Annotated in this window: 12 protein-coding genes and 1 pseudogene; 11 read left to right on the top strand and 2 right to left on the bottom strand. The window is 58.6% G+C overall.

What is annotated here, in order from left to right:
* Positions 1 to 96 precede the first annotated feature (96 nt).
* Positions 97 to 879 (bottom strand): IclR family transcriptional regulator, encoded by a 783-nt coding sequence (locus tag JNB91_RS17075; protein WP_223218227.1) that lies wholly within the window; start codon positions 877 to 879, stop codon positions 97 to 99.
* Positions 880 to 1,058: 179 nt separating this feature from the next.
* On the opposite strand from JNB91_RS17075, the gene JNB91_RS17080 reads away from it, so the two are divergent.
* The 11 genes from JNB91_RS17080 to aldA all read left to right on the top strand — a co-directional run bounded on the left by JNB91_RS17080 (position 1,059) and on the right by aldA (position 12,335).
* Positions 1,059 to 1,877, top strand: coding sequence for a transporter substrate-binding domain-containing protein (locus tag JNB91_RS17080; RefSeq protein WP_220326714.1), 819 nt, complete (start codon positions 1,059 to 1,061; stop codon positions 1,875 to 1,877).
* Between the two features lie 18 nt (positions 1,878 to 1,895).
* Entirely contained in the window at positions 1,896 to 2,612 is a 717-nt protein-coding gene (locus tag JNB91_RS17085) for an amino acid ABC transporter permease (protein ID WP_220326715.1), read from the top strand.
* 2 nt (positions 2,613 to 2,614) lie between these two features.
* On the top strand, positions 2,615 to 3,427 hold the full coding sequence (locus JNB91_RS17090; RefSeq protein ID WP_220326716.1) for an amino acid ABC transporter permease: 813 nt from the start codon (positions 2,615 to 2,617) through the stop codon (positions 3,425 to 3,427).
* Positions 3,424 to 4,170, top strand: a complete 747-nt coding sequence (locus tag JNB91_RS17095) for an amino acid ABC transporter ATP-binding protein (RefSeq protein ID WP_275957788.1) — start codon at positions 3,424 to 3,426, stop codon at positions 4,168 to 4,170. Before JNB91_RS17090 ends, JNB91_RS17095 begins: the two co-directional genes overlap by 4 nt.
* Positions 4,171 to 4,296: 126 nt before the next feature.
* On the top strand, positions 4,297 to 5,613 hold the full coding sequence (locus JNB91_RS17100; protein WP_220326717.1) for an NAD(P)/FAD-dependent oxidoreductase: 1,317 nt from the start codon (positions 4,297 to 4,299) through the stop codon (positions 5,611 to 5,613).
* A gap of 2 nt (positions 5,614 to 5,615) precedes the next feature.
* A complete protein-coding gene (locus JNB91_RS17105) occupies positions 5,616 to 7,064 on the top strand; it encodes an aspartate ammonia-lyase (protein WP_346269356.1) in 1,449 nt (482 codons plus the stop codon).
* A 50-nt stretch (positions 7,065 to 7,114) separates the two neighbouring features.
* Entirely contained in the window at positions 7,115 to 7,540 is a 426-nt protein-coding gene (locus JNB91_RS17110) for a RidA family protein (RefSeq protein WP_220326718.1), read from the top strand.
* Positions 7,541 to 7,617: 77 nt separating this feature from the next.
* On the top strand, positions 7,618 to 8,940 hold the full coding sequence (locus JNB91_RS17115) for an NAD(P)/FAD-dependent oxidoreductase (protein WP_220326719.1): 1,323 nt from the start codon (positions 7,618 to 7,620) through the stop codon (positions 8,938 to 8,940).
* Between the two features lie 17 nt (positions 8,941 to 8,957).
* On the top strand, positions 8,958 to 9,656 hold the full coding sequence (locus JNB91_RS17120) for an SDR family NAD(P)-dependent oxidoreductase (RefSeq protein ID WP_220326720.1): 699 nt from the start codon (positions 8,958 to 8,960) through the stop codon (positions 9,654 to 9,656).
* 118 nt (positions 9,657 to 9,774) lie between these two features.
* A complete protein-coding gene (locus JNB91_RS17125; protein ID WP_220326721.1) occupies positions 9,775 to 10,719 on the top strand; it encodes a GAF domain-containing protein in 945 nt (314 codons plus the stop codon).
* Between the two features lie 137 nt (positions 10,720 to 10,856).
* Positions 10,857 to 12,335, top strand: coding sequence for an aldehyde dehydrogenase (aldA, locus tag JNB91_RS17130; RefSeq protein ID WP_223218228.1), 1,479 nt, complete (start codon positions 10,857 to 10,859; stop codon positions 12,333 to 12,335).
* Positions 12,336 to 12,456: 121 nt separating this feature from the next.
* On the opposite strand, the pseudogene JNB91_RS17135 reads toward aldA, so the two are convergent.
* Positions 12,457 to 13,646 (bottom strand): annotated as a pseudogene (locus JNB91_RS17135) (IS3 family transposase).
* Positions 13,647 to 13,922 lie beyond the last annotated feature (276 nt).

Here is a 13,922-nt window from a genome sequence, read left to right on the forward strand (position 1 = left end):
TGTTTTGCAGCCCACTTTCGGTAGTGTGTGGGCCGTCGATATGATGTTGCCTGCGAAAATTACGGTATGGGAATGTAGGCCAAGCTCAGCTCATTTCTAACTGTCGGAAATCATCGCGATCTCTTCCTTCAGCATGAGAGCGTATTGATGCAGGGAGCCGGGGGTGAGCTTTGCACATAGCAACGTGAATCCGAGGGATGCACTGGCTTTCGTGCCGTCCGTGAAAATAGGCACGGAAACCCCGGCAATTCCAGGAATGAGCTCGCCGACATCAATTGCGTATCCTCTTTCGCGCGTGCTGGCGATGAGCTTGCGGACCTTGTCCGGGTTGAGGTCGCGATAGGAGGCATAGCGCTCTGCATTGGCCCGGATGATGAATTCCTGCTCGTCCTCATCGAGATAGGCAAGCATGGCGATGGAGCCGGGACCTACGCCCAGCGCGACGGCTCCCCCAATCGACCCGGTGAGGGTCGGCACAACGCATTCACCGTCGCGCCGGTCGAGACAGACGGAGTCGTGATTAAGCCTCACCATCAGGTGGATCGTATCCCCGGTTTTGCGGCGAATGCGCGTCAGGGCGGCGTCGTAACTGCTGATGATGCCGGGGCCGCGGGCGGCACGCGCGCCATAGATCGCCATGCGGGCACCCAACCGGTAGCTGCGCTTTTTATCGTCTCTTGCCAATAGCTTATGGCCGACGAGCGTGTTGAGAATTCGATGACAGGTTGCTGTGTTGAGACCTGAATTTGCTGTCAGATCCTTCAATGTAACGCCGTTCACGCCGCCATTGGCGACAAGGTCGAGCAGGATAACTGCACGGTCCAAAAGTTGGGCACCGCCAGATGTAGATTGTTTTACTTGAGGCATAAATTTCCACATTATGACAAATTGACGATTGTTATCTTGTATAATGAGAATTTTGCGTATTCAACGATGATTATTAAGTCGCTCCTGAAAATGACTATTTAATGGGCGGCCTGATCATTGCGGCTATGAATAAGCCTGCGCCAGTCGTCATAGCGGGCAGGAAGTCCGCTTCAGGAAAATGGGGAACTAGCATGATCAAGAATACCGTTATGTCCGTGCTTGCGATCGTCGCCGCGCTGTCTGCCAGCACGGCCATGGCCGACACGCTTGCCGACATCAAGGCCCGTGACAAGCTCATCGTCGGCGTCAAGAACGACTATGCACCTTATGGCTATCTCAACGACAAGGGTGAGACTGTCGGCTTCGAAATCGAGCTGGCCAAATATGTCGCCAAGGAGCTTCTTGGTTCGGAGGACAAGATCGAACTCGTTCCCGTCGTTGCCGCCAACCGTATCGAATTCCTGACCGCCGGCCGTATCGACGCCATTTTCGCGACGCTCGGCATCACGGCGGAACGCGAAAAGGTCATCGACTTCACCACCCAATACGTATCCGCAGGCGGCCCGTCGGTGCTGATGGCCGGTGCTGCGAAGATCAGCAAGTGGGAAGAACTCAAGGGTCGCCAGGTCTGCGGCATCCAGGGTTCCTACTTCAACAAGAAGATGACCGAGGAATTCGGCATCGAACTCGTCAACTTCAAGAGCCAGCCTGAAGCCTATCGCGCGCTCAAGGATAACCGTTGCATCGGCATGGTCTTCGACGACATGACGCTGCAGATGAAGCTGCGCGAGCCGGACTGGTCGAGCTACAAGATCGCCGTTGCTCCTTATGAATTCGCGCCGATGGCCGGTGGCCTTCGCAAGGGCGAGACCGCATTCCGCGAAGCCGTCGACAAGGCGATCCACAAGGCCGAAGGCGAAGGCAAGCTGATCGAATGGGAAAAGAAGTTCGGCATGCCGGCTTCCGATTACATCGCGCAGCGTGCCAAGGCCGCGGCGTCCGCCAACTAAGTCATATCGAGATAAACATTGCTCGGTCTTGATTTCTCCTGGCTCGGTGATGCGACCTACCAGCAGTGGCTGCTGGTAGGTGTCACCAACACAATCGAACTTGCGGCAATCTCTTCTGTTGCCGCGGTTATTATCGGAATGCTGGGCGCGCTTGCGCTGACGCTGAGGATCTTCTGGCTCGAAGCAATCGTCGAACTTTTCGTCGAGTTCTTCCGCAATACGCCGCCGCTTCTGCAGATGCTGTTCGCCTATTTCACGCTTTCGACCCTCGGGCTGAAGGTAACCGATCCGGCAACCGGTCTGTCCGTGCCGCTGCTCAGCGCCTTTGCCTGCGCAGCCATCTCGCTCAGCTTGTTCGGCGGCGCGCTGGCGATCGAAGCTTTCCGTTCCGGCATCGAAACCATGCCGCGGGCAATCATCGAGGCCGCGCGTTCGCTTGGTTATAGCCGATGGTCGAGATTCTGGCGGGTCGAAGCGCCGATCGCGACGCGCATCTGCCTGCCAGCGCTGACCAATATCCTGACCAATCTTTTCAAAACCACATCCCAGGCATCGGTCATCACCGTGCCGGAGCTGATGTACTACGCGGGACAGATCTACAACGACAACCTGCGCACGCTCGAAGTGATGCTGCTGATCCTCGTCATCTATGTGGCGCTGGTTTCGGTCATCACGTTTGCGATGGCGCGGCTGGAGCGTTGGATGGCTTTCCCCGGTTATGGAACGGGGCGCTGATCATGGATTCGGTACGCACTTACGAAAACAAGAAACGCGGCGTCCTTCTGCTCATCGCGCTCGCCGTCATCACCGGCATCCTGGTGGATGCGATGGCCGGCGGCTCGGAACAATGGCAGCGTGTGGCCATTCGCCTGCCGCTCATCCTGACCGGCTCCGGTTCCGGCTGGCCGATTACGGGTGGCTTCGCGCTGAATATCATGCTTTCGATAGCATCGATGGCCGTCGCAACCGCGCTCGGCATCGTTCTGGCGCTTGCAACGCTTTCCAGATCGGCATTCGTCAGAATTCCGTCTCTTGCGCTGATGAACTTCCTGCGCAACTCGCCCTGGCTCGTGCTTTTGTTCGCGATGCTTTACATCATCCCGTTCGAAGTCCATGTCTTCGGATTGAGCGTTCCGTTTCCGCCTTTCGTGAAAGCTGTGATCGGTCTGGCCCTGCCGACCGGCGCCAATCTCTCGGAAGTCATCCGTGGCGCGGTCCAATCCATCCATAGCGGACAGTGGGAAGCAGCCCGTTCGCTCGGCTACACGACGACGCAGATTTATCGCTACGTCATCCTGCCCCAGGCCTTCCGCCGAATGATCCCCGGCTGGATGAACCTCTATGCACTGCTGATGATCGCAACCGCGCTCGCCACGGTCACGGGTATTCAGGACGTGCTGACGATCCTCAATACCTCGCTCGCAATGGAGAGCGAACGCGCCATCGTCTACTTCTACATCACCATCCTCTTCCTCTTCTTCGCTTACTGCTACCCCATCGCGGTTTTCGCGCGGCGTCTGGAGCGTGCCGTCAAAGGAGACAATCTATGAACCGTTCCAATGCTTTGATCGAGATCGACGACATCCGCAAATCCTTCGGCATATTCGAGGTGCTCAAGGGTATCTCGCTCACCGTCGGCAAGGGCGAGGCCGTCTGCATCATCGGCCCGTCGGGTTCCGGAAAATCCACCATCCTGCGCTGCATCAATGGCCTGATGCCGATCGACAGCGGCTCGATCCGTGTGGGTGATCATCGCGTCCATGAATTGACCAGCGAGAAGGCCATGCGCCCGCTGCGTCATCAGGTTGCAATGGTGTTCCAGCAGTATAACCTCTTCCCGCATCGTACGGCACTTGAAAACATCATGATGGCGCCGATCCAGGTACTGGGTCATGACAAGCGCGAAGTTGAGGAGCGTGCCCGCAAGCTTCTGAAGAAGGTGCGCCTTTCGGAAAAGGCCGACAGCTATCCGGGCCAGCTCTCCGGCGGACAGCAGCAACGTGTGGCGATTGCCAGAGCGCTTGCGATGCAGCCCGACATCATCCTGTTCGATGAAGTCACAGCCGCACTCGACCCCGAGACGGTGAAGGAGGTTCTCTTCACCATCCGCGAACTCGTCGAGGAGGGGCTGACCTGCATGCTCGTCACCCACGAGATGAAGTTCGCCAGGGAGGTGTCCCATCGCGTGTGCTTCACCGACCACGGCCGCATCGTCGAAAGCGCCCCGCCTGCCGAATTCTTCGACAATCCGCAGGATGCACGCCTGCGCGAATTCCTCGGTCAGGTTCTCTGAGAAAACAAGGATGCGGGCTGGGCGACCCCAAGCCCGCATCGACCTACTGGCATATGAACCGGCCTTGCGGCCGATCCCTTTGCCGATCGCGTTTCACGAAAGGCGAGCCTTGCCGCTCGATTGACCATGCCCCGTTTTGACGACATTTATTCAGAGGATTTCAAGGAAGCGCCCTATTGGTGGGAAGCGGCCGAACCGGAAACCAACCTCGATCCGCTGCCCGAGAAGGTGGATGTCGCGGTTATCGGCTCCGGTTATGCCGGAATGAACGCGGCGACACATCTGGCGCGCGCTGGTCGCTCCGTTGTCGTTCTCGATAGCGACCGGATCGGTTCCGGCTGTTCGACGCGTTCGGGCGGCATGGTATCGAGCGGTCAAAAGCTGGTTGTCGGCGGTGCCATCAAGGGTATCGATCCGGCCATGATTTCGCGGCTGATCGGCGAAAGCAACGAGAGCTTCGAATATATGAAGACGCTGGTCGAGACAGAAAAGCTTGACGCCGGCCTCGAACTCAAGGGCCGCTTTTTCGGCGCCAATACCGCAAAGGATTTCGAGACGCTGAAACGCCACGGCGCGTTGTTGTCTGAAAAGACCGGCGTCAACGTACATTATTTCGATCGCAGCAATCAACGCGAAGTGATCGGCTCCGACTATTATCATGGCGGCATGGTCATCGATGAATATGGCGGCCTGCACCCGGGCATGTATCACAGGGCGCTGCGCGAGCGGGCCAAGGCGGCGGGCGTCATGCTGCGCTCTCATGCACGCGCCGGCATCGTCAAGGACGGTCCAAACCGTGAGAAGATCGTGCCGACGGCACGCGGAACGATCCGGGCGACCAATGTCATCATTGCCACCAACGGTTATACGGAAGCCGACGCCTCCCCTGAACTGGCGCGTCGGCTGGTGCCGGTGAAGAGCTATCAGATCGCCACCGAACCTTTGCCGGCAGACCTTCTGACGGAGCTCATTCCTCAGTCGCGCATGGTGTCCGATACGCGCCGCGACCTGATCTACAGCCGTGTTTCTCCGGATGGCACGCGTCTCCTGTTCGGCTCGCGACCCGGCGTTTTCGAAATGTCGGAACGGCAGGCGGCCAAGCACATCTATGCCCGCATGCTGGCGATCTGGCCGCAGCTGGCCGGCGTCAAGATCACCCATTCCTGGGTGGGCAGTGTTGCCATGACCGTCGACAAGCTTGCGCATATCGGCGAGCGCGACGGCGCCAATTTCGCCGTCGGCTGCAATGGCAACGGCGTCGCGCTGATGACCTATCTCGGCTACCAAACGGCGAGAAAAATCCTCGGCGAACAGAACATGCCGTCCGCCTTCGACCGGGAAAAATTCACGCCGGTTCCCTTCTATTCCGGAAAGCCCTGGTTCCTGCCGGTCTTCACTGGCTGGTATCGCCTGCGCGACTTCCTTGACCGTCCGGGGCGCTAAGCGTGGAAAAGGCGCCCGAAGGCATGCGGCTGGAGGAGGATGCGCTCGGTACCCGATGGCTTCCCGATGAAACGGCCTATGGCATCCAGACGGTCCGGGCGGTCGAGAATTTCTCGATCTCCGGCCGCTCCATTGCGGATATTGAAGGCTTCATTGCCGCCATCATCCTGATCAAGCAGGCCTCCGCGCGTGCGAACCGGCGGTCCGGCGAACTCGATGCTGGGATCTCCAAGGCGATAGAGGCGGCGGCAGTGGAGCAACTCGCCGGCATTCGGCCTCAGGATTATCCGGTCGACATCTATCACGGTGGTGGCGGCACTGCCGCGAACATGAATGTCAACGAGGTTCTGGCAAACCGCGCCAGCGAAATCCTTCCCGGCAACAAGAGTGCCGCTCCGGTTCATCCCAATACCCATGTGAACATGGGGCAGTCGACGAACGACGTCATTCCGTCAGCAATGAAGATTGCGGTTGGCGGAGAGTTGGCCGGACTGAAGGCTAGCCTTTCGACGCTCGTTGACGCATTGCAGGATCAGGAAGTTAAGCTGGCCGATGTCGTCAAGCTCGGACGCACCTGCCTGCAGGATGCCTTGCCGATCACCTTCGGCCAGCAGTTTTCCGGTTATCGTGCGGCCTTCGAGCGCCAGATCGTCGAAATCGACGCGCTGGAAATCTCGTGTCTCGGGTTGCCACTCGGAGCAACCGCGATCGGCACATCCTTCGGAGCTTCCGCGCAATACCGGCAATTCGTCTTCGAAGAACTGTCCTTTCTGTCGAGCAAGGCCTTCCATGTGGAGGAAAACCTTTTCGACGCGCTGCAGAATGCGGATCATTGGCTCAAGGTTTCGGCCACTCTGAAGGCCATCGCCGTGACGCTTTCCAAGCTGTCTGCCGATCTGCGCCTGATGTCCTCTGGCCCAAGGGCCGGGCTTGGCGAGATAAGCCTGCCGGCGGTGCAGCCCGGGTCATCGATCATGCCGGGCAAGGTCAATCCGGTCATGCCGGAAATGATGATGCAGGTGGCCTTCCGGGTGATCGGCAATGACGCGACCGTTACGCGCGCAGCCGAGGGCGAACTGGATCTCAATGTCTGGGAATCCATCATCCTCGAAGCGGTGAGCGAGTCCATCCGGCTGATGCGCAGGGCAATCCCGCTGTTTGTCAGCAAGTGCATTGCCGGGATCGAGGTCAAAGCCGATGTCGGCCTCGCCGATGCGTCCGGTTCACTGGCGCTGTCGACGGCGCTTGCGTTAATCTACGGTTATCCGTCCGCATCCGCGGTTGCCAAACATGCCGCAAAGCACGGAATTTCCATCAGCGCTGCGGCAGTGGCCTGCGATCTGATGAGCCGGGAAGATGCGGAGTTTCTCTTCGCCGACATCTCCGCCTTTGCAGATGCGGAACGGACAGAACGCCTGATTTCGGATTTCAGAGATCGCAGGCGCCTTTAGGCGTCTGCAGCCCAAGCCACGATTTCACATGCACATATCAGGGAGATAGCATGAGCGACCTCGAAGTTACCAAAGTCAAGTCCGGTAGCCCTTATGAAGAGAAGGCCAGCTATTCGCGCGTGACCATGGTCGGAGACATGATCTTCGTCTCCAACACCGCCGGGATCGACTACAAGAGCCGCGTCCTGTCGTCCGACATTCGCGAGCAGACACTGCAGTGCTTCAAGAACATCGAAGGCGCTCTGGCCTCGGTCGGCGCGACGCTTGCCGATGTCGTTCGTTCGCGCGTCGCCATTCCGCGCGCCGAGGACAAAGAATCTGTTCTGGCCGTTCTGGGCGAAAAATTCCGCGGTATCGATCCCGCATCGACGATCACCGCCACGCCGCTGGCCGGTGATTACCGCGTCGAAATCGAGGTCACGGCCTATCGTGGCGTCGGCAAGACAGAAGCCAAATATATCAAGATCGATCTCTAAACCGATCAGGGCATCGGGCCATATCTTCCGTTCGCGGCAGAGGCCTGATGCCTATCGCCATTTTCGAAAGCCGTTCCATGTCTCTTTCCATTCCGCTTGCCCCGTTTCAGGGCGATGAAGAATTTCCTGCCCAGGCCGATGTCGTTATTATCGGCGGCGGTATCATTGGCGTCGCGACGGCCCTGACGTTGGCCGAGCGTGGCGTTTCTGTCGCTCTCGTGGAAAAGGGCGTGATTGCCGGCGAACAGTCGGCCCGTAACTGGGGCTGGACGCGGCAGATGGGGCGTGACGCTGCCGAATTGCCGCTCACCATGGCAAGCTTGCGGCTCTGGTCGCAGATGAACGAGCGGATCGGTGACGAAACCGGCTGGCGCAGGACCGGTATCACCTATCTCTGCTACAACAAACGCGACATGGATATCTGGGGCGGCTGGTACGAGAAGGGCAAGGCTTACGGTCTGGATTCGCAGATGCTGACCGGCGGGCAGGTCACCGACCTTCTGCCGGGCTCCGCCGGTGGTTTGATTGGCGGTCTCCACACGCCTTCCGATGGTCGTGCCGAACCGACGATCGCAGCCGTTGCCATGGCCAATGCAGCCCGGCGCACCGGTGCCCGCATTCTTACCCAATGCGCCGCCCGCGGCGTTGAAAAAAGCGCCGGCAAAATTTCCGCCGTCATGACCGAGCGCGGCCGTATCGCCTGCTCTTCCGTCGTTCTGGCGGGTGGCGCATGGTCACGGCTGTTTGCCGGCAATATGGGCCTCGATTTCCCCCAGCTCAAAGTCATGGGCACCGTTGCCCGCGTCACCGGGATCGATGGCATTTCGGACATGCCGGTCGCTGCATCGGACTTCGCCTATCGCAAGCGGCTTGATGGCGACTATACGGTCGCCCTGCGCAACGCCAATATCGCTAATATCGTGCCGGACAGTTTCCGCCTCTTTGCTGAATACATGCCGTCCTTCGTTCAGACCTGGCGCGAACTCAAGCTTCGGGTCGGCAAGACATTTTTGGAAGAAATGTCGATGCCAAAAAGCTGGTCGCTCGATCAGCGCACGCCCTTCGAAGCTATCCGAACGCTCGATCCGGTTCCGGCTCGCTCCTTCAATCAGAAGGCGCTCGCCAAGCTTGCACGCGCCTATCCGGCCTTCGCCAAGGCGAAGATCGTCAATGAATGGGCTGGCATGATGGATGTGACGCCGGATGCCGTGCCGGTCATCAGCGAGATCGCCTCGGTACCGGGCTTCCACATCGCTTCGGGCTTCTCCGGCCACGGTTTCGGCATCGGCCCGGGTGCCGGACAATTGATGGCGGATATCGTCATGGGCACGACGCCGCTCGTCGATCCGAAACCCTTCCATATTTCACGGCTGCGGCCTGCGCTCGCCAAAACGGCATAACAATCGGGATCGAGAAAATGGCCGATGTTGGAAAACCTGTCGTGATGATCAGCGGCGCGTCGCGCGGGATTGGTGCTGCGACGGCGCAAGCCATGCTGGAGGCCGGCTGGAGCGTCAGCCTCGGCATGCGGGATCCGTCCGCCTCGAAATTTTCGGGAGAGCCGGTTCTCAACTGCAGATACGACGCGCTTGATCCGCAGTCGGAGCGTGACTGGGTCTCGCAGACCGTGGAGCATTTCGGTGGAGTGGATGCGCTGGTGCTGAATGCCGGCATCATGATGAAGAAGACGGTTCTCGAAGCTTCGGACGCCGATTTCGATCTCATGTTCGGGGTCAACGTAAAGTCGCCGATGCGGCTGAGCCAGTTGGCATGGCCGCATCTCGAAAAGCTCCCCGGTCGTATCGTGGTCATGTCATCGCTCTCGGGAAAACGGGTTCGCTCCGCCGGCGCCGGGCTTTACGGCATGTCGAAATTTGCGCTGACCGCACTTTCCCAAGCGCTGCGACAATGCGGCAAGGAGAGCGGCGTGCGGTCCACGGCGATCTGCCCGAGCTACGTTGCAACCGACATGGCGCAAGGCCTCACCAGTGCATCGGAGGCCGAACTGACCCGTCCGCAGGATATCGCCACGATCATACGAACGGTCCTGTCGCTTCCAGCTTCCGCCAGCATTTCCGATGTGCCGGTAAACTGGGCCGTCGAGGAATGCTACTAAAGCTCATCTGGGGCCGCAGCGGATATCTGTTGTACCCCGCAGGTGATGCCGTATTCTGTCAATCCATGACAAATGCCATGTCTTCAAGGTCGAGACATGGCTGATCGGAGTGCGACTGATGACAAGCCGAGAGGTGCATATCGAACGCATTCGTGACGCTGTCGCCAGTGGTGAGGCGTCACGTTCGGTTCTTGCGGCATCTTGGGGGCGCTGCATTTCTCTCTACGGCCTTGATCCGGCAAATGCCGCGTCTGCTCGTGTCCTCAACCATGCCGAACTTGATATGGCACGAGAGGCTTCTGCTAAGCTCCTATATGTCGGGCGCCCCGTCGTCGATCGCTTGCGGCTGTTGGCCGGCGCAGGTGTGTGCCTTCTATGGGCCGATGCGGATGGCGTGCCGCTGCAATCATGGGCGAGTGACGCCGATGCGGGTGACCTCAGACGCCTCGGGCTTTGGCCTGGCGTCGATTGGAGCGAGCGAAGCGAAGGAACCAATGGCATCGGGACCTGCCTTGTCGAAAAACGTCCCATCGTCATCCGCCATGACCAGCACTTCTTTCCGCGCGAGGCGCGGATTACCTGCCTCGTTGCGCCGATATTCGATCATATGGGCGTTTTGCGAGGTGCGTTGAACGCAACCATCTATGGTGGCAACCAGGAGCCCGGCTGGGTGGAACTGCTCTTCGCTGCCATATGCGATGCCGCACAGGAAATCGAAACCGAGTATTTTCACCACGCATTCGAGGGTTCGCGGATTTTGTCCATCGGAGGGCGCCGCGGGGCGGCGCTGATCGCCGTCGACCATGACGAGATCCTGCTTGGCGCCTCCAGAACGGCCCGGGCGACGCTCGGCGTGAACGATATCCTGATCAAGGACGGCTGCTGTGTCACGGATCTTTTCGAAACCGATCCGGATGATCTTACCGGAGCCGAGCGCGGTGTCTTGCGACGCGCCCTGACGCGACATCGGGGCAATGTGACTGCGGCAGCCCGCACGCTCGATATCAGTCTTGCGACGATGAAACGGAAAATGCAGCAGCACCGTCTGCACCGTAAAATGTAAAATCCAAACAACCGGCTCATGAATGAGCCAGTTCTTCCATGGGAATGCCGCCGATTGGATGACAATCGTCAATTGGCGCGGCAATTTTCGATGCCCGGCGGAGACCGGAGCATTGAGTTTCTTGAGGAGGAAACATCATGAACATGATCAATCTGCGTCCCCGTGCGGACGCCTTTTCCAGCGCGCCCACCAATTACCGGAACTATGTCGACGGTGCCTTCGTCGATGGTGGAACGGAATGGATCGACGTGTCCAACCCGGCGACCGGTACATTGCTCGGCCGCATTCCCGATAGCGATGCAAGTGTCGTTGACGCGGCCGTCGCTGCCGCACGTCGCGCCCAACCGGCATGGGAGAAGCTGCCGGCGATCGAGCGCGCCAACTATCTGCGCAAGATTTCCGCGAAGATCCGTGAGCACAGGCTCGAACTCGCCGACATCATCATCCGCGAACAGGGCAAGGTTCGCGGTCTGGCGCAGGTAGAGGTAGACTTCACCGCCGACTATATCGACTACATGGCCGAGTGGGCACGCCGGATCGAGGGCGAAGTTCTGACCAGCGACCGCCCGAATGAAACCATGCTGCTGTTGCGCAAGCCTGTCGGCGTTGTAGCTGGCATCCTGCCCTGGAACTTCCCGTTCTTCCTGATCGCGCGCAAAATGGCGCCGGCACTGGTGACCGGAAACACGATCGTCATCAAGCCGAGCGAAGAGACGCCGATCAATGCCTATGTGTTCGCAGAACTTCTGGCTGAGACCGATCTTCCTGCCGGTGTCTTCAATCTGGTCGGCGGCCACGGTCGCGTTTCCGGCGAAGCGCTCGCAAGCCATCCGGGCATCGACCTCATTACCTTTACCGGCAGCGTTGCCACCGGTTCCCACATCATGCAGCTGGCCGGCAAGAACCTGACCAAGGTCAATCTCGAACTCGGTGGAAAGGCCCCGGCAATCGTCCTGGCTGATGCCGATCTCGATCTGGCCGCCAAGGCGATCTTCGATTCGCGAGTGATCAATACCGGACAGGTCTGCAATTGCGCTGAACGCGTCTATGTCGAACGTTCCGTGCATGATGCGCTCGTTGCCAAGCTGAAAGTCCATTTCGAAGCGACGCGTTATGGCGACCCTTCCGTCGAAGCGGATCTGCATATGGGTCCGCTGGTCAACAAAGCCGGTCTCGACAAGGTTGCTCATGCCGTGGAAACCGCCCGCAGCCAGGGCGCGACGGTTCTATTGGGCGGCAAGATCGCCGACAAGGGGCAGGGCTTACACTACGAGCCGACGATCATTACCGGTGCAACAGCCGAAATGGACATCATGAAGCGGGAAACTTTTGGTCCCGTCTTGCCGATCCAGGCCGTCGACAGCCTCGATGAAGCCATCGCGCTCGCAAACGATTCCGACTACGGCCTGACATCATCCATCTATACGTCGAACCTCAATGCCGCGATGCGGGCCTCGCGCGAACTAAAGTTCGGCGAAACCTATATCAACCGCGAAAACTTCGAGGCCATGCAGGGCTTTCATGCCGGGCGCCGCAAATCCGGGATCGGCGGGGCCGACGGCAAGCACGGCCTTTACGAATTCACCGTGACCCACGCCGTTTATATCCAGTCCTAACCCAGATATTCGAGATGGTGCCGCGCGGCACCATCTCCAGCCGGACCGTCATTTGCGCATCACTTAATTTTTTCTGGAGTGTGTGTTCATGCTGAACCGCGACTGACCTGCTACTGAAGTTTCATCCGGCTGCGATTAGAGCTTGGGCTGTTTTTGCTACGCCAAATGGCGGGGTGGAAGGAACCGGCGGAAACGCGAAGCTTCCACATTGCGTAGCGTTGTAGCCGGTTGCGGCTATGATCCCGGCATAGTCTGCCGGGGTTTGGTATCCGAGCGATGAGTGCGGCCGGAAATTCCTATAGTCGTCGGCCCATTCCGCAATGGCATTGCGAGTATGATCGAGCCCAAAGAACAGGCTCTCGTTGAGCAGTTCGTCGCGCATTCTGCCGTTGAAACTCTCGACATAGCCGTTTTGCATTGGCCTCCCCGGCGCGATGTAATGCCACTCGACCTTGTGATCCTTCGACCAGGCAAGGATGGCATTCGAGGTCAGTTCGGTCCCGTTGTCTGAGACAATCATGCCGGGTTTGCCACGCCGCTCGATAAGTGCCGTCAGTTCTCGCGCGACACGGCGACCTCATATCGAAGTGTCCGGGATCGCTGCCAGGCATTCGCGTGTGACGTCGTCGACCACATTGAGGATGCGGAAGCGCCTGCCGCAGGCGAATTGATCGTGGACGAAATCCAAAGACCAGCGGGCATTGGCCTTTGCTTCCACGAGGATCGGCGCACGCGTGCCAACAGCACGACGTCTGGCTTTGCGCTTGCGCACGGAAAGACCTTCCTCGCGATAGAGCCGGTGGATGCGATTGACACCGGACGGCTCCCCATCGCGCCGAAGTAAGATGAACAATCGACGATAGCCAAACCGGCGGCGCTCATTGGCCAGTTCGCGTAGCTTCGCTCGCAACTCGACCTCCGGCGGTCGAGAGGATCGATAGCGGATCGTCTTTCGGTCCGCGGACATGATCTGACAGGCCCGCCGTTCCGAAAGGCCCATGGTGGTCTTCAGGTGCGTGACGGCTTCACGCTTGGCGGCAGGCCCTACCATTTTTTTGAAAGAAGCTCGCGAAGTGCGGCTGTATCCAGCATCTGTTCGGCGAGCAGTTTCTTCAGCTTGGCGTTCTCGTCCTCCAATGCCTTCAGTCGCTTGGCCTCAGACACCTCCATGCCGCCGTATTTGGCTTTCCAGTTATAAAAGGTCGCCTCGGAAATCCCATGTTTGCGGCAAAGATCAACGGCCTTAACGCCCGCCTCCTGCTCCTTCAGCACCCCAATAATCTGCTCTTCCGTAAATCTCTGCTTCTTCATAAGTCCGTCCTCAATGGGCCGAACTCTAATCCATTCTGGAGGAAGTTCTCAGTAGCAGGTCTTCAGATCAACAAGAGGCTGGAATGCCGGCAATATCTGGTTTTGTCTAATCGCTTCTTTCAGGTCGCTTTTATTCGGTACAAATTTAAGCATTATTATTTTTGCTCGACGAACATTATCAAGTACTTATGCAGCGGCACAATTATGCACTAAACGAGCATAAACTACCGTAAACATAAACACTTTGATCTTGTTGCTGATCCCCAAGTCCACTCC

The organism is Aliirhizobium wenxiniae (assembly GCF_019511445.1).
In the GTDB taxonomy this organism is placed as follows: Bacteria; Pseudomonadota; Alphaproteobacteria; order Rhizobiales; family Rhizobiaceae; genus Neorhizobium; species Neorhizobium wenxiniae_A.

Excerpts from the sequence above, each read along its gene's own strand:
- JNB91_RS17075 (WP_223218227.1), bottom strand. The coding sequence starts at position 879 with ATGTGGAAATTTATGCCTCAAGTAAAACAATCTACATCTGGCGGTGCC.
- JNB91_RS17080 (WP_220326714.1), top strand. The coding sequence starts at position 1,059 with ATGATCAAGAATACCGTTATGTCCGTGCTTGCGATCGTCGCCGCGCTG.
- JNB91_RS17090 (WP_220326716.1), top strand. The coding sequence starts at position 2,615 with ATGGATTCGGTACGCACTTACGAAAACAAGAAACGCGGCGTCCTTCTG.
- JNB91_RS17095 (WP_275957788.1), top strand. The coding sequence starts at position 3,424 with ATGAACCGTTCCAATGCTTTGATCGAGATCGACGACATCCGCAAATCC.
- JNB91_RS17100 (WP_220326717.1), top strand. The coding sequence starts at position 4,297 with ATGCCCCGTTTTGACGACATTTATTCAGAGGATTTCAAGGAAGCGCCC.
- JNB91_RS17110 (WP_220326718.1), top strand. The coding sequence starts at position 7,115 with ATGAGCGACCTCGAAGTTACCAAAGTCAAGTCCGGTAGCCCTTATGAA.
- JNB91_RS17115 (WP_220326719.1), top strand. The coding sequence starts at position 7,618 with ATGTCTCTTTCCATTCCGCTTGCCCCGTTTCAGGGCGATGAAGAATTT.
- JNB91_RS17120 (WP_220326720.1), top strand. The coding sequence starts at position 8,958 with ATGGCCGATGTTGGAAAACCTGTCGTGATGATCAGCGGCGCGTCGCGC.
- JNB91_RS17125 (WP_220326721.1), top strand. The coding sequence starts at position 9,775 with ATGACAAGCCGAGAGGTGCATATCGAACGCATTCGTGACGCTGTCGCC.
- aldA (WP_223218228.1), top strand. The coding sequence starts at position 10,857 with ATGAACATGATCAATCTGCGTCCCCGTGCGGACGCCTTTTCCAGCGCG.